The sequence below is a fragment of the Rahnella sp. PAMC25559 genome, from assembly GCF_050632365.1.
Taxonomy (GTDB): Bacteria; Pseudomonadota; Gammaproteobacteria; order Enterobacterales; family Enterobacteriaceae; genus Rahnella; species Rahnella rivi.
The window spans coordinates 2,259,097-2,276,215 of record NZ_CP192543.1 but is presented as its reverse complement, the minus strand read 5'-3'; the positions used below and the strand labels follow the sequence as shown (position 1 = coordinate 2,276,215).

The 17,119-nt window shown below is 55.8% G+C and carries 18 protein-coding genes and 1 riboswitch; of the genes, 4 read left to right on the top strand and 14 right to left on the bottom strand.

The features are described from left to right. Positions 1-20 precede the first annotated feature (20 nt). The 6 genes from ACQZQY_RS11760 to moaA form a co-directional block, all read right to left on the bottom strand. The gene (locus ACQZQY_RS11760; RefSeq protein ID WP_056778240.1) at positions 21-731 is read right to left on the bottom strand and encodes a Bax inhibitor-1/YccA family protein; all 711 of its coding nucleotides are present in this window, start codon (positions 729-731) and stop codon (positions 21-23) included. Between the two features lie 117 nt (positions 732-848). Further along, positions 849-1,301 carry a molybdopterin synthase catalytic subunit MoaE gene (gene moaE, locus ACQZQY_RS11755; RefSeq protein WP_431297122.1) on the bottom strand — a complete coding sequence of 151 codons (453 nt, stop codon included), beginning with the start codon at positions 1,299-1,301 and terminating at the stop codon, positions 849-851. A gap of 1 nt (position 1,302) precedes the next feature. Continuing rightward, positions 1,303-1,548 (bottom strand): molybdopterin synthase sulfur carrier subunit, encoded by a 246-nt coding sequence (moaD, locus tag ACQZQY_RS11750; protein WP_056778232.1) that lies wholly within the window; start codon positions 1,546-1,548, stop codon positions 1,303-1,305. Next, complete coding sequence (moaC, locus tag ACQZQY_RS11745; protein ID WP_056778229.1) at positions 1,545-2,048, bottom strand: cyclic pyranopterin monophosphate synthase MoaC; 504 nt, start codon at positions 2,046-2,048, stop codon at positions 1,545-1,547. The genes moaD and moaC overlap by 4 nt, the downstream gene beginning before the upstream one ends. 2 nt (positions 2,049-2,050) lie before the next feature. Continuing rightward, a complete protein-coding gene (moaB, locus tag ACQZQY_RS11740) occupies positions 2,051-2,563 on the bottom strand; it encodes a molybdenum cofactor biosynthesis protein B (protein ID WP_056778225.1) in 513 nt (170 codons plus the stop codon). Positions 2,564-2,594: 31 nt separating this feature from the next. Then, on the bottom strand, positions 2,595-3,581 hold the full coding sequence (moaA, locus tag ACQZQY_RS11735) for a GTP 3',8-cyclase MoaA (RefSeq protein WP_136376660.1): 987 nt from the start codon (positions 3,579-3,581) through the stop codon (positions 2,595-2,597). Next, a riboswitch (molybdenum cofactor riboswitch) is annotated at positions 3,572-3,727 on the bottom strand. It overlaps the preceding gene by 10 nt. A 252-nt stretch (positions 3,728-3,979) precedes the next feature. Between moaA and ACQZQY_RS11730 the strand changes: the two genes are divergently transcribed. Beyond that, the gene (locus ACQZQY_RS11730; RefSeq protein ID WP_431297121.1) at positions 3,980-4,888 is read left to right on the top strand and encodes a gluconeogenesis factor YvcK family protein; all 909 of its coding nucleotides are present in this window, start codon (positions 3,980-3,982) and stop codon (positions 4,886-4,888) included. A 70-nt stretch (positions 4,889-4,958) separates the two neighbouring features. On the opposite strand, the gene ACQZQY_RS11725 is transcribed toward ACQZQY_RS11730, so the two are convergent. The 3 genes from ACQZQY_RS11725 to uvrB form a co-directional block, all read right to left on the bottom strand. Further along, on the bottom strand, positions 4,959-5,450 hold the full coding sequence (locus ACQZQY_RS11725; protein WP_431297184.1) for an isochorismatase family protein: 492 nt from the start codon (positions 5,448-5,450) through the stop codon (positions 4,959-4,961). 63 nt (positions 5,451-5,513) lie between these two features. Then, a complete protein-coding gene (locus tag ACQZQY_RS11720) occupies positions 5,514-5,882 on the bottom strand; it encodes a VF530 family DNA-binding protein (RefSeq protein ID WP_056771793.1) in 369 nt (122 codons plus the stop codon). 77 nt (positions 5,883-5,959) lie between these two features. After that, on the bottom strand, positions 5,960-7,966 hold the full coding sequence (gene uvrB, locus ACQZQY_RS11715) for an excinuclease ABC subunit UvrB (RefSeq protein ID WP_056771790.1): 2,007 nt from the start codon (positions 7,964-7,966) through the stop codon (positions 5,960-5,962). Between the two features lie 989 nt (positions 7,967-8,955). On the opposite strand from uvrB, the gene ACQZQY_RS11710 reads away from it, so the two are divergent. Next, a complete protein-coding gene (locus ACQZQY_RS11710; RefSeq protein ID WP_056771787.1) occupies positions 8,956-9,666 on the top strand; it encodes an ABC transporter ATP-binding protein in 711 nt (236 codons plus the stop codon). Between the two features lie 9 nt (positions 9,667-9,675). Here the strand turns inward: ACQZQY_RS11710 and bioD are convergent, their stop codons facing one another. The 4 genes from bioD to bioB form a co-directional block, all read right to left on the bottom strand. After that, a complete protein-coding gene (gene bioD, locus ACQZQY_RS11705; RefSeq protein WP_431297120.1) occupies positions 9,676-10,362 on the bottom strand; it encodes a dethiobiotin synthase in 687 nt (228 codons plus the stop codon). Positions 10,363-10,425: 63 nt separating this feature from the next. After that, positions 10,426-11,232: a malonyl-ACP O-methyltransferase BioC gene (gene bioC, locus ACQZQY_RS11700; RefSeq protein ID WP_056771782.1), complete on the bottom strand. Its 807-nt coding sequence runs from the start codon at positions 11,230-11,232 to the stop codon at positions 10,426-10,428. Then, the gene (bioF, locus tag ACQZQY_RS11695) at positions 11,216-12,367 is read right to left on the bottom strand and encodes an 8-amino-7-oxononanoate synthase (protein ID WP_431297119.1); all 1,152 of its coding nucleotides are present in this window, start codon (positions 12,365-12,367) and stop codon (positions 11,216-11,218) included. The genes bioC and bioF overlap by 17 nt, the downstream gene beginning before the upstream one ends. 3 nt (positions 12,368-12,370) lie before the next feature. After that, complete coding sequence (gene bioB / locus ACQZQY_RS11690; protein ID WP_056771775.1) at positions 12,371-13,408, bottom strand: biotin synthase BioB; 1,038 nt, start codon at positions 13,406-13,408, stop codon at positions 12,371-12,373. A gap of 137 nt (positions 13,409-13,545) precedes the next feature. Here bioB and bioA point away from each other — a divergent pair, with 137 nt between their 5' ends. Next, positions 13,546-14,823 (top strand): adenosylmethionine--8-amino-7-oxononanoate transaminase, encoded by a 1,278-nt coding sequence (bioA, locus tag ACQZQY_RS11685; protein ID WP_421670384.1) that lies wholly within the window; start codon positions 13,546-13,548, stop codon positions 14,821-14,823. Between the two features lie 17 nt (positions 14,824-14,840). On the opposite strand, the gene ACQZQY_RS11680 is transcribed toward bioA, so the two are convergent. Further along, complete coding sequence (locus tag ACQZQY_RS11680) at positions 14,841-15,803, bottom strand: LysR substrate-binding domain-containing protein (protein ID WP_136376807.1); 963 nt, start codon at positions 15,801-15,803, stop codon at positions 14,841-14,843. A 156-nt stretch (positions 15,804-15,959) separates the two neighbouring features. Here ACQZQY_RS11680 and ACQZQY_RS11675 point away from each other — a divergent pair, with 156 nt between their 5' ends. After that, entirely contained in the window at positions 15,960-17,114 is a 1,155-nt protein-coding gene (locus tag ACQZQY_RS11675; protein ID WP_431297118.1) for a methionine aminotransferase, read from the top strand. Positions 17,115-17,119 lie beyond the last annotated feature (5 nt).

Below are 17,119 nucleotides of genomic sequence, written 5' to 3'. Positions count from 1 at the left end.
TTTTATTTCAATCAAAAACCTTAACGACGGTTGCCGAAAATACGCAGCAGCATCAGGAACAGGTTGATGAAATCCAGATACAGCGTCAGCGCGCCAACAATCGAATATTTGCGGAAGTTATCGCGGTCGTCTGCGGACAACTGCGCGCCCATATTTTTCAGCTTCTGGGTGTCATAAGCGGTCAGACCCACGAAGATCAGCACACCGGCGTAAGAGATGATGTTGGCAAGGCCAGAGCTTTTCAGCCACATGTTCACCAGTGACGCCAGAACCAGGCCAATCAGCGCCATAAACAACATGCTGCCGATACCGGTCAGGTCGCGCTTAGTCACGTAACCGTACGCACTCATCGCGCCGAACATTCCGGCTGCCACAATGAAGGTGCCGAAAATAGAGTCGCCGGTGTAAACCAGGAAAATACTGGAAAGCGTCAGGCCGGTCAGCGCCGAATACAGCATGAACAGGCCGGTCGCGACCGTGCCGCTCAGGCGATTCACCATGCCGGAAATCACGAAGACCAGCGCCAGCTGCGCGATGATCAGACCGAAGAAAGTAATCTGGCTTGAGAAAACAAAACTCATTATTTTTTCAGAACCGGAAGCATACCAGGCCACAAATGCGGTCAGCAGCAAACCACAGAACATCCAGCCATAGACTTGCGCCATATAAGCCTGAATGCCGGTATTCGCGCGTTCAACAATTGAACCGTTACTGCGTGGATATCGATCCATGATGATTACCCTTTTGCATGGAGGACGAAAATGAGGCTGAATCAGCCTCCCGATTTTTAAAGCGTATCACAGATAGACAGAAAAGCATGGACGGTCTGCATGCGGTTGAGGCGCGATTTACCAGCGCGCGGCAGCGTCTTTATCGCTGTCACGGGCATCCACCCAGCGGTCGCCCTCTTCCGTCGCTTCACGCTTCCAGAATGGCGCACGCGTTTTCAGGTGATCCATAATAAATTCAGTGGCTTCAAACGCCATACTGCGATGCGCGCTGGTCACGCCGACGAACACGATTTCATCGCCCGGAAACATCGGGCCGATGCGGTGATAAACAGACACCCGTTGCAGCGGCCAGCGGCTGCGGGCGTCGGCGACAATCTCAGCCAGCGCTTTTTCGGTCATGCCTGGGTAATGCTCCAGCGTTAACGCGCTGACGTGATTACCCAGATTATGATTACGCACTTTGCCGGTAAAGGTCACCACGGCACCATCTGCGTCAGATTGCGCCAGCCAGTTGTACTCGTCGCCGACGTTAAACCGGGCAGCATCGACGATAATTTTGGTCTGATCCATCTCAGCCTCCGGTCACCGGCGGAAAGAATGCCACTTCATCACCGGCTTTCAGCGGATGCGCCATGTCGGTCAGCGTCTGATTGACCGCCACCAGCAGTTTTCCCGATTCCAGCGCCAGCGCCCAGCGGTCGTCCCGCCCGGCAAGTGACTGACGTAAATCATTCACGGTCGGAAATTCCGCCGGCAGTTGCAGCGCAGAAGTGCCGATCAGTTCGCGCACCTGAGCGAAAAATAAAATGTCGATCATAGCTCCGCCTTACCTTCTGCCTGAGTTTCCGCCTTAAAGTCCCCGGATTTGCCGCCGGTTTTTTCCAGCAGGCGGATCGGGCCGATGACCATGTCTTTCTGAACCGCTTTACACATGTCATAGATGGTCAGCGCGGCCACAGAAGCCGCCGTCAGCGCTTCCATTTCCACGCCGGTTTTACCGCTCAGGCGGCAGCGGGATTCGATGCGCACGCGGTTATGTTCCGGCTGCGCTTCCAGATTCACTTCTACTTTGGTCAGCAACAGCGGATGGCACAGCGGGATCAGATCCCAGGTTTTTTTTGCCGCCTGAATGCCGGCAATACGCGCCGTGGCGAACACGTCACCTTTATGGTGATTACCGCTGATGATCATCGCCAGCGTGCTTTCCGCCATCTCAACAAAGGCTTCCGCGCGGGCTTCGCGAACGGTTTCCGCTTTACCGGAGACATCCACCATGTGAGCGTCGCCGGAAGCGTTAATGTGTGTGAGTTCTGACATGCTTATTTCTTCAAATGTGGAGTGAAATTGCACGGGCCCTGACGGGCGTCGAGCTGGGCTTCAATGATGTTATCCCAGGCAGTCTGGCAGGCGCGGGTGGAGCCCGGCATGGCGAAAATCACGGTCTGATTGGCAATGCCCGCAATGGCCCTTGACTGAATGGTCGAGGTGCCGATATCTTCGAATGACACCATGCGGAACAGCTCGCCGAAGCCTTCGATTTCGCGGTCAAACAGCGGTTTCAGCGCTTCCGGGGTGTTATTTCCGGCATTAAAACCGGTACCGCCGTTGATCAGAATCGCCTGGGTTTTTTCATCCGCAATCCATGCGGAAACCACCGCGCGGATGCTGTAAATGTTCTCTTTGACGATGTGCTGTGCGACGACGTGGTGACCGCTTTCGGTCACGGCTTCTTTCAGGTAATGCCCGGACGTGTCTTCAGCGTCGGTGCGGCGGTCAGACACCGTCATGATCGCGACAGATAAAGGCAAAAAATCTTTACTGGCTTTGCTCATCAGTTTGCTCCTTAAACGATTAGTACCGGATTCAGCCGCCGATAAACGACAGATTCTGGGTAATGCCGGTATTGCCTTCATGCAGGAAGTGAGTCTGTTTTTTACGGCTGAGGCCGCCCTGAATGCGGTCCATCAGGTCGTCCTGCTGCATGTCGTCGGCCAGTAAATCGCGCAGCGCAATACCCTGCTCGCCGAACAGACACAAATGCAGATTGCCGGTGGCAGATACGCGCAGGCGGTTACAGCTGGCGCAGAAGTCTTTTTCGTACGGCATGATCAGACCGATTTCACCGAGGTAATCCGGGTGGCTGAAGACCTGCGCAGGGCCGTCGCTGCGGGAGCGGATCTGTAACTGCCAGCCCTGACGCACCAGTTGCTCGCGCAGCACTTCGCCGGAAACGTGGTGTTTACGGAATAAATCTCCGCCGTCGCCGGTTTCCATCAGTTCAATGAAACGCAGCTGAATCGGGCGGGTTTTTATCCAGTCGAGGAAGGTACCGAGGCTGGCGTGATTCACATCACGCATCAGCACAGTATTGACTTTCACCTTGCTGAAACCGGCATCAAAGGCAGCGTCAATGCCGTCCATCACCTCGCGGAATTTATCCTGGCCGGTGATCGCGTGAAACTGGCGGGCATCGAGGCTGTCAACGCTCACGTTGATGTTGGTCAGCCCGGCATCACGCCATTTGCTGATGTCACGCGCCATGCGATAACCGTTAGTGGTCACCGCGAGAGTTTTGATAGAGGGGTTTTCGCGCACGGCGGCAATGATTTCGCAGAAGTCGCGGCGCAGCGACGGTTCGCCACCGGTCAGGCGCACTTTTTCCGTTCCCAGATTGGCGAACGCGCGGCTGACCCGACGGATTTCATCGAGCGAGAGAAAACTTTTATTGCTGTGTCCGTGCGGCTTGTAACCGTCCGGCAGACAGTAGGTGCAACGGAAATTGCACACGTCGGTGATCGACAGCCGCAAGTAATAAAACTTGCGGGCAAAAGCATCAGTAAGTTGAAGCACCTTAAACACCTTTCCAAATACGGGAGATGCGAGCATTTCTGCCATGCACCCTGGTGACGTTCGTCACGGCCAGCGCACCATATTGTTTCTGTGGGAAAATCGTCAGAAAGCAACTTAGGAACAAAGGCTAGGAGTTGATTCATTGCATTCTTTGCAGAAGCCATGAACTCGGGTAACGGCGGATATTCTAACGCCGCAAAGTCCGGATCACCAAGATGGTTTTTCGTTGTGTATTTTGATATATAACGTTTTTTCACCACAATATGCCGCATTTTCAACGCCAAAAGCACTGGTTTTTGAATACAGTGAGACAACGGTGAAGTGATAACATCTTGTTGCAAAATTATGTAAAATCCGCAGCAGGAAACAGACTCCCTCACCCGCTTCAGAAGGAAATTATGCGCAACAGAACTTTAGCCGATCTCGACCGGGTGGTGGCATTAGGCGGAGGCCACGGGCTTGGCCGCGTGATGTCTTCGCTTTCTGCTCTTGGGCCACGCCTGACGGGCATCGTGACCACCACGGATAACGGCGGTTCGACAGGCCGTATCCGCCGCTCGGTGGGCGGTATCGCCTGGGGCGACATGCGCAATTGTCTGAATCAACTGATCACTGAACCAAGCCTGGCATCAGCGATGTTTGAATACCGCTTCAGCGGTCAGGGCGAGCTGGACGGCCACAATCTCGGCAATCTGATGCTGCGCGCGCTGGATCATCTGACCGTGCGCCCGCTGGAAGCCATCAATCTGGTGCGCAGCCTGCTTAAAGTTGATGCGGAGCTGATCCCGATGTCAGAGCATCCGGTGGATCTGACGGCCATCGACGCCGAGGGTGAAACGGTTCATGGCGAGGTGAATGTTGATAAACTTCAGCAGACACCGCGCGAATTGCGCCTTGAACCGCAGGTTCCGGCCACGCGTGAAGCATTACTGGCGATTGCCGAAGCCAATCTGATCCTGATCGGGCCGGGCAGTTTTTACACCAGCCTGATGCCGCTGTTACTGATGAACGATCTCACCTCGGCCCTGCGCCGCAGCCGCGCGCACATTGTGTATATCGGTAATCTGGGCAAAGAACTGAGCGTGGCTGCCGCATCCCTGACGCTTGACGATAAACTGGAGATGATTGAGAAACGTATTGGCCGCCGCGCCGATGCCGCGATTGTCGGACCCAAAGTGCAGGTAGGCCACTGCGCCACTGAGCATCTGGTTATTCAAAGCCCGCTGGAAGCCAGCGATATTCCGTATCGCCATGATCGCGAAATGCTGCGAATGGCGCTGGAAGAAGCGCTGCAAAAGATGCAATAAAACCCAGCCCCATCAAAAACACAAAGGCCGCGCAATGCGGCCTTTGTCATATCAGAATCGGGGGAATGCGTTACTGCCAGTCTGCGAGGATCTGCGACGTGGTTTTCACCGTCACCGGATTGCCCGGTACCGACAGTTCCTGCCACACCTCATTGTGCTGGGCGATCAGTTGCTTCGCCGTCACGTGCGTCCGGTCGCCGGTAGTATGGGCATCCGAAGCTACAGTAACCGCATAGCCTTTGCTGGCCGCGACTTTGATGGTGGTATCAACGCAATAATCGGTCGCGCAACCGCACACCGTAAAGCGCGTGGCCTGCAGGTCTTTGAGAACCGCCTCCAGCCCGGTGCGGTAAAACGAGTCGCAGGCCGTCTTGGTTACGGAAATCGCGTCATCCGGGCGATGCATTTCCGGCAGCAGATCCCACAGCGCACTGCCCTCGCTCATGTCGCCTTCAGCGTGCTGGATAAAGATAACGCGACCGGCCTGGTCAATCAGACGGTTAATCTGCTCAACACGTCCGGCACGATCCCTCCGTTGAGAGGCAAAAACGCCATTTTGCATGTCCACGACAATCAGTACATTTTGCTCTGCCACAATCCTTTCCCCTCAAAAGAAAAACCTGAATTACTTTTTCACCAGCGGATGGTTATTCCACGGGCTGTCAGCCGCCGGGCTGGCGGTGCTGACTTTAGGTTTTTGCGGTGCCTGCGCCGACAGCGGTGTGCGGCGTTTGCTGCGGGTCATGTCCGGACGCAGGTGGCCTTCGATAAAATCCAGATACAGCGTTTCGACTTCCTTGCGCGCCCAGGGGGTACGGCGCAGGAATTTCAGGCTGGATTTCACACTGGGGTCGCTTTTAAAGCAGTTGATATTCACCTGCGAAGCCAGCGCCGGCCAGCCGAAGTTATCCACCAGCGTTGTCAGCAGTTTTTCCAGCGTGACGCCGTGCAGCGGGTCTTTCGCCGCACCGGGGTTTTGTGGTGTATCAGTCATCAGCAAGCTCACTCAACAAAATTCAGGGCGCGCAGTCTAGCACTTTTGTTCATTGCCGGCACTGCGCGCGGCGGAGATTACGAAACGGCGATAAACTGTTCGCGCAGGGCATGCAGTTCGTCGCGCGTATTGGCTGCCTCTTCGAACTCCAGATTCTGGGCATGCGCATACATCTTGCTTTCCAGCTCTTTGATGCGCTGCTCCAGCGCTTTTGGCGTAAGTGACTTGAAGGTTTGCGCCGCTTCGGCATCCCGCTTGTCTTTGTTCTTTTTGGTCTTTGGCTGACCGAGTTGCAGAATGTCGGAAATCTTTTTGTTCAGGCCCATCGGCGTGATGCCGTTTTCCAGGTTGTACTGCTCCTGTTTGGCGCGGCGTCGCTCTGTTTCTTCGATAGCTTTTGCCATCGATTTGGTGATGCGGTCGCCGTACAAAATGGCTTTGCCGTTGAGGTTACGCGCTGCGCGACCAATGGTCTGGATAAGCGAACGTTCTGAGCGCAGGAAGCCTTCTTTGTCTGCATCGAGGATCGCCACCAGCGACACTTCCGGCATATCCAGCCCTTCACGCAGTAAGTTGATGCCGACCAGCACATCAAATTCCCCGAGACGCAGGTCGCGGATGATCTCCACGCGCTCCACGGTATCGATGTCAGAGTGCAGGTAACGCACCTTCTCGCCGTGTTCTTCCAGATACTCGGTCAAATCCTCCGCCATCCGTTTGGTCAGCGTAGTGACCAGCACACGCTCATTGATGGCAACACGTTTGCGAATTTCAGACAGCAGGTCATCAACCTGAGTCGTTACAGGGCGCACTTCAATCAGTGGGTCGAGCAGACCGGTCGGACGCACCACCTGTTCCACCACATCGCCACCGGATTTTTCCATCTCATAGGTGCCGGGCGTCGCCGAGACGTAGATACTTTGCGGTGCGGCGGCTTCGAATTCCTCAAAACGCATCGGGCGGTTATCCAGCGCGGACGGCAGGCGGAATCCGTATTCCACCAGAGTTTCTTTACGCGAACGGTCGCCTTTGTACATGCCGCCGATTTGCGGAATGGTGACGTGGGATTCATCGACAATCAGCAGGCCATCGGCGGGCAGATAGTCAAACAGCGTCGGTGGCGGCTCGCCCGGCCCGCGGCCAGAAAGATAGCGCGAGTAGTTTTCGATACCGGAGCAATAGCCCAGTTCATTCATCATTTCGAGATCAAACTGCGTGCGCTGGCTGATACGTTGCTCTTCCAGCAGCTTGTTGTTGTCCAGCAGCACTTTGCGCCGGTCGGCCAGTTCGATTTTGATGTCTTCCATCGCCTGCACAATACGCTCGCGTGGCGTCACGTAGTGCGTTTTAGGGTAGATGGTGAAACGCGGCACTTCATGCTGAACCTGACCGGTCAGCGGATCAAACAGCGACAGCCGTTCAACTTCCTGATCAAACAGCTCAATGCGCACCGCCAGATCGTCTGACTCCGCCGGGAAGACGTCAATCACTTCGCCGCGCACGCGGAAGGTACTGCGCTGAAACGCCTGGTCGTTGCGGGCGTATTGCAGTTCGGCCAGACGGCGCAGGATAGAGCGCTGATCGATAATCATGCCCTTGGTCAGATGCAGCATCATTTTGAGATACAGATCCGGATCGCCCAGACCATAAATCGCCGACACTGACGCCACCACGATCACGTCGCGACGCTCCAGCAGTGCTTTCGTGGCCGAAAGACGCATCTGCTCAATGTGTTCGTTCACCGAGGCATCTTTTTCGATAAAAGTGTCAGAGCTCGGGACATACGCCTCGGGCTGGTAGTAATCGTAGTAAGAGACAAAATATTCGACGGCGTTGTCCGGGAAGAACTCTTTCATTTCGCCGTAGAGCTGTGCGGCCAGCGTTTTGTTGGGCGCCAGCACCATCGTCGGGCGGTTCAGATCGGCGATCACATTCGCCACGGTAAAGGTTTTGCCGGAGCCGGTTACACCGAGCAGCGTCTGATGGGCCAGGCCGTTCTCCAGCCCCTCTTCGAGACGACGTATCGCGTCGGGCTGATCGCCTGATGGTTTAAATTCGGAATGCAGTTTGAACACTTTACTCATGACGGGCTACCTGACTGAAGAAGAAAACGCACAAGACCATTCTAAAAGAACAAGACCGTGGGCGGTGAATGAGTATGGAAGACTCCGCGCTTTTTGCCACTCTTGATTTTTACCGCCGCTATAATACTGTATATAAAACCAGCCTCCAATGACTATTCTTCACACAAGCCTTAACCGGTTGCCTTACCTGCACTTTTTTAGGTGATGACAATCCCTTCTTTTCACCATCAGATGACATTTATCCCCAAAATTTATCATCTGATAACTTACTGACAACAGGTTGACGAAAACTGACACAGTGAAGACGACAGAATTGTGACCGTATTGCTTTTAACTAACCTGTTGATAATAAATCACTTCATGAAAAAGCTGCGAATACGGGCAAACCGAGCGCAACCCGCGTCCCGTCTCGCCTGTAGCATCTTTTCTCACTCTCATGCACAAGGTTATCCACAGGAATAGTGGATAAGTCACAGCGCGCCGCATACAGCGGGAGTTAGTAAAAAACATCATTTAGGCATCCGGGACCCCTGAGTGGTCTTTTTTAGTTATTTTTTATCTTTTTTATCACCTTATTTATGCCTATTTTGACTGAATTTCAGGGCGTAAGTTTCTTGCAAAAACCAAAACCCCAACTCTGAAGGACGGCTGAACAAAATATGCCCCACCCTCTTGCACCAAAATCAGTGAACCGGCACTGGCAAAGTGCAGCGCTATTCTCCATATGCACTGTGAACCACATCAAAACCTGAGCATTGCTTATGAATAATCCGAAATCCCTGCCCGCTGCCGCGTTAACAGCCCGGTAACTTCTCTTTTTATTGTCACCACAAGAAACTTGGCCTGAGAGTTGCAAATTCCCTGCTGTGAGAGATTTTATGAAGCATTCCGCTGCGTAAGGTGCAAACAGTGGAATAAAAATGTCAGAAAAATGACAGTGGCCGTCAAAGTGATGTTCAGCGGAAAGCTCCGTGAGCGAGGGAGGTCTGATGTTAAGTGTAAAATCAGTTAATCAGTATTACGGTCAAAAACACATTCTCTGGGATATCAATCTCGAGCTTTATCGCGGGCAATGTACCGGGCTTATCGGCAGAAACGGCGTGGGGAAAACCACGCTGATCAACTGCATCATGGGGCATCTGCCGGTGAAAAGCGGCGCGATTTTCTGGCAATCAGCCAATGAAGAACCGCAAAGTTTGCTGAATTTGCCGGTAGAAAGCCGGGCGCAGATGGGCATTGGCTACGTGCCGCAGGGACGGCAGATTTTTTCGCAGATGAGCGTCGATGAAAATCTGCAAATTGCCATGATGTCCAGCCGGAATAAGACGCGTCGCGTGCCTGAGCAGGTGTACGACCTGTTTCCGGTACTTAAGGAGATGGGAGCACGCAAGGCGGGAGAGCTCGATGAGAGCCAGCAACAGCAACTGGCGATCAGCCGCGCGCTGGTTCAGCAGCCGGAACTGCTGATCCTCGACGAGCCGACCGAGCACACCAGCGCGGCGATGGCAGCGAATATGGGGAATATCATTCACCGTCTTAACCGTGATCTCGGCCTGACGCTGCTGCTGGTGGGCCATAAGCTGCCCTTCATCCGCACCGTCGCTGACCGGTTCTGTCTGGTTGATGGCGGGCGTAACGTCGCGCAGGGCACGCTGGCACAGCTCGACGATACGCTGGTCAAAGACTATCTGACCTTCTGACAGCCGGTTTTAACGCTCAGTGTGGCCGAGGCGGGTCAGATCGAGATATTGCCCCAGATTGCCGTCAGGCCCGGTTAGCAGGTACGGGATCTCGCCCAGCAGTGGCGCAGGCAGCATACGCGTGAGCGTATCGATATATGCCTGATGATGCTTCCCCGTTTCCTGTATATCGTTGGCAATCCATCCCGCAAGCTGTAAACCGCTGTGTGCGATGGCCTGCGCGGTCAGCACGGCATGGTTGATACACCCCAGACGCATACCGACCACCAGCACAACCGGTAACTGTTCTGCCTTCACCCAGTCGGCAAAGGTGTAACTGGCGGTGAGCGGCGTAAACCAGCCGCCTGCACCTTCCACCACCATCCAGTCTGCCAGCGGTTCGAGGTGACGCAACCCTTGCGATAACACCGCCGGATCGATCGGACGCTTTTCAAGTTCGCTGACGATGTGCGGCGAGGTCGGTTCGATAAAGGTACACGGATTCACTTCGTCATAACGTAAACCCACAGTGCTGAACGCCTGCAGCGCCAGCGCGTCACTGTTGCGCGGTCCTTCCGGCGTCATTTCACTGCCAGAGGCCACCGGTTTGTACCCGGCGGTGGTATGTCCGGCACGCGCTGCGGCCTGTAAAAATGCGGTAGTCGCGACGGTTTTACCGACTTCAGTGTCGGTACCGGTGATGAAGTATTTTGTCATGATTTATTCTGCTAAAAATCTGATGTGGGTTTAGCTCTCTCCCCTTCACAGGGGAGGAGTCGGTCAGCGTGGGATCAGTTCTTCGACCTGCAAAATGCCGTAGACCAGCCGGTAGTTGAGGGGCAGGATGCCGTCGCGGCGAACGTAGTGTTTTTCCAGCAATTGCAGGCGTTCCCGGCCACCCAGCCCGCCGATGCGGCCATTTTTAATGTGCGTCGCGCCGATGCCTTTCAGTGAGCGCATCAGCGACATCACGTCCGGGAATTCTGCAATGTGATCGCTGAAGGTGACCTCATGGCGATACGGCGCGCAGGCCTCGGCAATTTTGTCCGGCGTGAGAAACTTGTTCACGTGACGACGTCCGTCTACTTTCATCCAGGCAGCGGCCAGCTCATTGAGCGAACCTTCCGCCAGCGTCGAAAACAGCACCAGCCCGCCGTTGCGGGTCACGCGGTGCATCTCTTCCAGCGCACGGGGCAATGCATTGCACCACTGTACGGCCAGATTGCTGAAACAGATATCGACGGAGTTATCCGCAAACGGCAGACGCTCGATATCGCCTGGCACATACTGTTGAGCCGAATCCAGTTCCCTGGCGCGGTTTAACATGCCTTCGGAGAGATCCAGCGCAATGACATTCTGCCCCTGCGCTTTCCAGAAGCGGCTGAAATAACCGGTGCCGCAACCTGCATCCACGACGGTATTCCCTGTCCCGTCCAGACCGTACATTTTCAGATAAGGCGCGGCGAGAGACAGCAATTCCTCCCCCACGTCACGCTGCAGTTGTGCGGCGTTTTCATAACTGATGGCGGCACGACTGAACGCGTCGGCCACCGCTTGTTTATTCACTAATTCAGTGACTGCACCCATGAAGGGACTCCAGCAAAAAATCGATATCTTCAGGCCCGTGCGCCGCCGTCAGCGTGATACGCAACCGCGCACTGCCCGGCGGTACCGTCGGTGGACGGATGGCGCTGACCCACAACCCGCGCTCGCGCAGCCTGGCGGCCAGATCCAGCGCGGGCTGATTTTCGCCCACAATAATGGGCTGGATCGCGGTCTGCGAGCCGGTCAGCGCATAAGGCAATCCGGCGGCACCTGAACGAAAACGGGCAATATTGGCGGCCAGTTTATCACGCAGGCCGTCGTCTTGCTGGATCCGCGCCAGCGATGCCTGTAACGCACACACCTGTGCGGCGGGCATTGCGGTGCTGTAAATCAGATGACGGGCGAACTGCAACAGGTAATCTGCGGTCGCATCATCACACAATACCGCCGCCCCGCTACAGCCGAACGCTTTACCGAAGGTGACCACCAGCAGTTCCGGGCGAATGCCCTGCTGCCAGCAACTTCCCCGCCCTTCCTCGCCGATAACGCCAACCCCGTGCGCATCATCGACCATCATCCAGCTGCCGTGCGCCTGGGACAGCTTATGCAGATCCGCCAGCGGTGCGGCATCGCCGTCCATGCTGAACACGCCTTCGGTCACCACCAGCGTTTCCCCGTTCACCGGTTTTTCCAGCAAGCGCTGTAAGGATCCCGGCTGATTGTGATGAAAACGACGCAGCTGCGAAGGCGCATGGGCGGCAGCTTCCAGCAAGGAAGCATGGCTGAGTTTGTCGGCCAGCACGCGATCCTCGCTTTGCATCAGCGCCGCCAGAATCGCCTGGTTGGCAGCAAAACCGGAGATGAACAGCAGCGCATGCGGATAGCCCTGCCACGCTGCCAGCTGCTGCTCAAACTCTGCGTGCGCATCGCTGTAGCCGGTGACGTGCCCGGAACCGCCACTGCCGACGCCATATTTCGCCGCGCCCTGCTGCCAGGCGGCGATCACCTCAGCGTCCTGACTCAGCCCCAGATAATCATTACCTGAGAAGTTCAGATAACGGCGGTCGCCTTGTGTCAGATAGCGCGCGCTGCCGCCCCGGTTTGGCTGCCGCACCCGGAAAGCAGCGGCCTGCTGACGGGCCAAAATCGCGGCGTCGATCCGCGTTTGCCAGCTCATGGGTCAGACGGCAGCGTTATAAAACTGTGGCGTATCCGCATGAACCAGCTGTTCTGCCAGCGCGGCCTGCTGCTGGTTATCGCCCATCTCGGTTTCGAAGGTCTGCGGGTTCAGCCCCAGTTTGCCAAACAGAATTAAATCTTTGTCTTCCGCCGGGTTTGGCGTGGTCAGCAATTTGCAGCCATAGAAGATGGAGTTGGCACCGGCCATAAAGCACATCGCCTGCGTCTGCTCGCTCATCTGTTCACGGCCTGCGGAAAGGCGCACGTAGGATTGCGGCATCATGATGCGCGCGATAGCAATGGTACGGATAAAATCGAACGGATCGACGTCGTCGTTATCCGCCAGCGGCGTGCCTTTGACCTTCACCAGCATGTTGATCGGGACGCTTTCCGGCGGCACCGGCAGGTTCGCCAGCTGCATCAGCAAACCGGCCCGGTCTTTCACCGTTTCACCCAAGCCCACAATCCCGCCGGAACAGACTTTAATGCCGGCACCGCGCACTTCCGCCAGCGTGTCCAGACGTTCCTGATAACTGCGGGTGGTGATGATGCTGCCGTAAAATTCCGGCGAGGTATCCAGATTATGGTTGTAAAAATCGAGCCCGGCGTGCGCCAGACGTTGCGCCTGCGTGGTATTGAGCGATCCGAGCGTCATGCAGGTTTCCATCCCCATCTCTTTCACGCCCTGCACCATTTGCTCAAGGTAGGGCATATCGCGGTCGTGCGGGTTTTTCCACGCGGCGCCCATGCAGAATCGGGTGGAACCGGCGGCTTTCGCCTGACGCGCCGATTCCAGCACCTGCTCGACTTCCATCAGACGCTCTGATTCCAGCCCGGTTTTGTAACGGGAACTCTGCGGGCAATATTTACAGTCTTCCGGGCAGGCACCGGTTTTGATCGACAGCAAAGTGCTGACCTGCACCTGGCGAGGATCAAAGTGCTGACGGTGGATCTGCTGAGCTTCAAACATCAGCTCCAGAAAAGGTTTGTTAAACAGTGCCTGAGTCTTCTCAAGCGTCCATTGGGTGCGGGTGGTCATCGCGACAACTCCAAAATAAATGTTTCGTGAACGTTTTTATGGTCGGTATACTGTCAACCATTCTCGATTCGTTTTAGTTTACGGTCAACGATAATTATATTTTTTAGTTTACAACTTATTCACCGCAGGACGGTTTTATGAACCCCGCCGATCTCGAGTTCGACCAGCGCCACATCTGGCATCCTTATACGTCTATGACCAAACCGCTGCCTGCCTATCCGGTCGAATCTGCCTCGGGTGTCATGTTGCATCTCGCCGATGGCCGCGAGCTGGTGGACGGTATGTCGTCCTGGTGGGCGGCGATCCACGGTTATAATCACCCGCAGCTGAATCAGGCGGCGATCGAACAAATCGGCAAAATGTCCCACGTGATGTTTGGCGGGATCACCCATCCTTCGGCGGTGGCCCTGTCGCGCCGCCTGGTTGAGATGACGCCGGCCGGGCTGGAATGCGTGTTTCTGGCGGATTCCGGTTCTGTGGCCGTCGAAGTGGCGCTGAAAATGGCGATGCAATACTGGCAGGCGCGCGGTGAAAAACGCCAGACCTTGCTGACGCTGCGTAACGGCTATCATGGCGATACGTTTGGCGCGATGTCGGTGTGCGATCCGCAAAATTCGATGCACAGTTTGTATCAGGGATACCTGCCGCAGCATCTGTTTGCCGATGCGCCACAAAGCCGTTTTGGCGGGGAGTGGGACGAGGCGGATATCGCACCGTTCGCCAGAATGCTGGAAGAGAATCACCGCAAGATCGCGGCGGTCATTTTAGAACCGGTGGTACAGGGCGCAGGCGGGATGCGGATTTATCATCCTTTGTATCTCAAACGCGTGCGCCACTTGTGCGATGAATACGGCGTGCTGCTGATTGCCGATGAAATCGCTACCGGATTTGGCCGCACCGGCAAGCTGTTTGCCTGCGATCACGCGGGAATTTCGCCGGATATTTTGTGTCTCGGCAAAGCCCTGACCGGCGGTTACATGACGCTTTCCGCCACGCTGACGACCCGTCATGTGGCCGATGTGATCAGTAACGGCGAGGCCGGATGCTTTATGCATGGCCCGACGTTTATGGGCAACCCGCTGGCCTGCGCGGTCGCCAATGCGAGCCTGCACTTGTTGTCAGAAAACCGCTGGCAGGCGCAGGTATTCAGCATTGAAAAACAACTGAGTGCCGAATTGCAGCCGCTGGCTGAACACCCGGCGGTGGCGGATGTGCGCGTACTTGGCGCGATCGGCGTCGTGGAGATGCATCAGCCGGTGAACATGGCGCAGTTGCAAAAACACTTCGTGGCCGAAGGCGTGTGGATCCGTCCGTTTGGCAAACTGATTTATCTGATGCCGCCTTACATCATCTCATCCGCCGAACTGACCCGGCTTACCGGCGCGATTGCCGGTGCGCTGGCGGCGCTGTATTAACGCCTGCGAAAGCAACGCTACAAAGCGCTGACCAGGCGATGAGAGGTGGAAAGCAGCGCGCTCAGTTTCTCACGGCTGAGCCGCGCTTCTTCTGTCAGAAACTCTATCGCAACGGTCAGCGCGGGCGTGGGATTTTCCGGATATAACAGGGTGTAAGCTGCGCCGCTTGCGACACACAGCGGGAAAGGTGCTATCACCCTGCCAGCCTGCAAATCATCTTCGATCAGCGTCAGATCGCCGATCGCCACGCCATACCCCTGTAACGCCGAATTGATCGCCAGATCCAGCGTATCAAAGTGCTGAGATTTGCCTGACGGCAAACTCTGCACCCCCTCTTCCCGCAGCCACATCAGCCAGTCGCGACGATCGCGTGTCGGATGCAGCAGGGTTTTATCGGCCAGATCGGCGACTTCGGTACGCCCGTTGTGACGCGGTAAAAAATCTGGCGTGCACACCGGCGTCAGCACTTCATCAAACAGATGATGTGCGCGGCGCGGTGACTCCGGCGGGCGGCCAAAAATGACCGCCGCGTCAAAATGTTCATTGCTGAAATCCACACCGTGAGCAATCGAGGCCGTCAGCTCAATACGCATATCCGGCCGGTCGTTTTGCAGCTGGATCACCCGCGGCAGCAGCCAGCGCATGGAACAGGTCGGGCATTTGATACGTAAGGTATCGGGATGAGAACCGACACGTTTCAGGGCATCCCCCATCAGTGCCAGCGCCTGCTGTACCGGTGGCAAAAGCTGTGCTCCGCGCGGGGTCAGCGTTAATCCGCGCGCCTGACGTAAAAATAACGGATAGCCCAGCGCCACTTCCAGCCCGGTAATCTGACGGCTGACCGCGCCCTGCGTGATGTGCAGTAAGGTGGCGGCGTGGGTCAGATTCAGCGTCTGCGCCACGACGGCAAAGGTTTTCAGCACATTGAGCGAGGGTAAATTCAGCGCATTGAGATGCGACAGTTCTGGAGAAAGGGCCACACATACCTCGTTAAAACCGCAATAAGCCATGACGAAAAGTCATAGCGAGTATGACAAATTTTCTATTGTCGGCACAGGGGAACTGTTGCTTAATCGTTGAACACCTGTTTTGACCTACTGATGGCCGTCTGGCCTGAATTTTTTGGGAAGTCTGCCATGAAAAGCGCACTGTTACCGCAGTCAAAATTACCGGACGTCGGCACCACCATTTTTACGGTGATTGGTCAGCTGAGCGCCGAGCACAATGCCCTTAATCTGTCGCAGGGCGCACCGAATTTCTCCTGTCAGCCGTCGCTCATCGACAGCGTGACCAAAGCCATGCGTGAAGGTCATAACCAATATGCCCCGATGAGCGGCGTGTCGGCATTGCGCCATGCGTTGTCGGCGAAGGTCGAGGCACTTTACGGCTGCCAGTATGACGCGGATGCGGAAGTCACGGTCATGGCCAGCGCCAGCGAAGGGCTTTACTCCGCCATCAGCGCGCTGGTGCATCCGGGCGATGAGGTGATTTACTTCGAACCTTCGTTCGACAGTTACGCGCCGATTGTGCGATTGCAGGGGGCAAAACCGGTCGCGATCAGCCTGTCGATGGAAGATTTCAGCATCGACTGGGATCAGGTGGCGAGTGCAATCAACAGCCGCACGCGAATGATCATCATCAACAGCCCGCACAACCCGACCGGCGCCATCTTTTCCGATTTCGACATTGAACGCCTGACCGCGCTGACGGAAAACACCGACATCATCATTTTGTCCGATGAAGTCTACGAACACGTGGTGTTTGATGGCGAGCGCCACGAGAGCATGGCCTGCCACCCGCCACTGGCGGAGCGCAGCGTCATTGTGTCGTCGTTCGGCAAAACGTATCACGTCACCGGCTGGCGCGTCGGTTACTGCCTGGCGCCTGAAGAACTGATGAATGAAATCCGCAAAGTGCATCAGTTTATGATGTTCTCCGCCGACACGCCGATGCAGGTCGCCTTCACCGAAGCGATGGCGGATCCGCAAAGTTATCTCGGGCTGGCGGATTTCTATCAGCAAAAGCGTGATTTGCTGGCTGACGCGCTCAGTGAATCCCGCTTTGAATTACTGCCCAGCCGTGGCAGTTTCTTTATGCTGGCGCGTTTTAGCCATTTCAGCCCGCTCTCCGACGACGAATTTGTGCTGAGCCTGATCCGTGATCATCAGATTGCGACGATTCCGCTGTCGGCGTTTTACAGCAATAACAAACCCACCGGGCTTATCCGCCTGAGTTTCGCCAAAGATAACGACACGTTGTATGAAGGCGCACGTCGCCTGTGTCGCGTCTGAGCCTT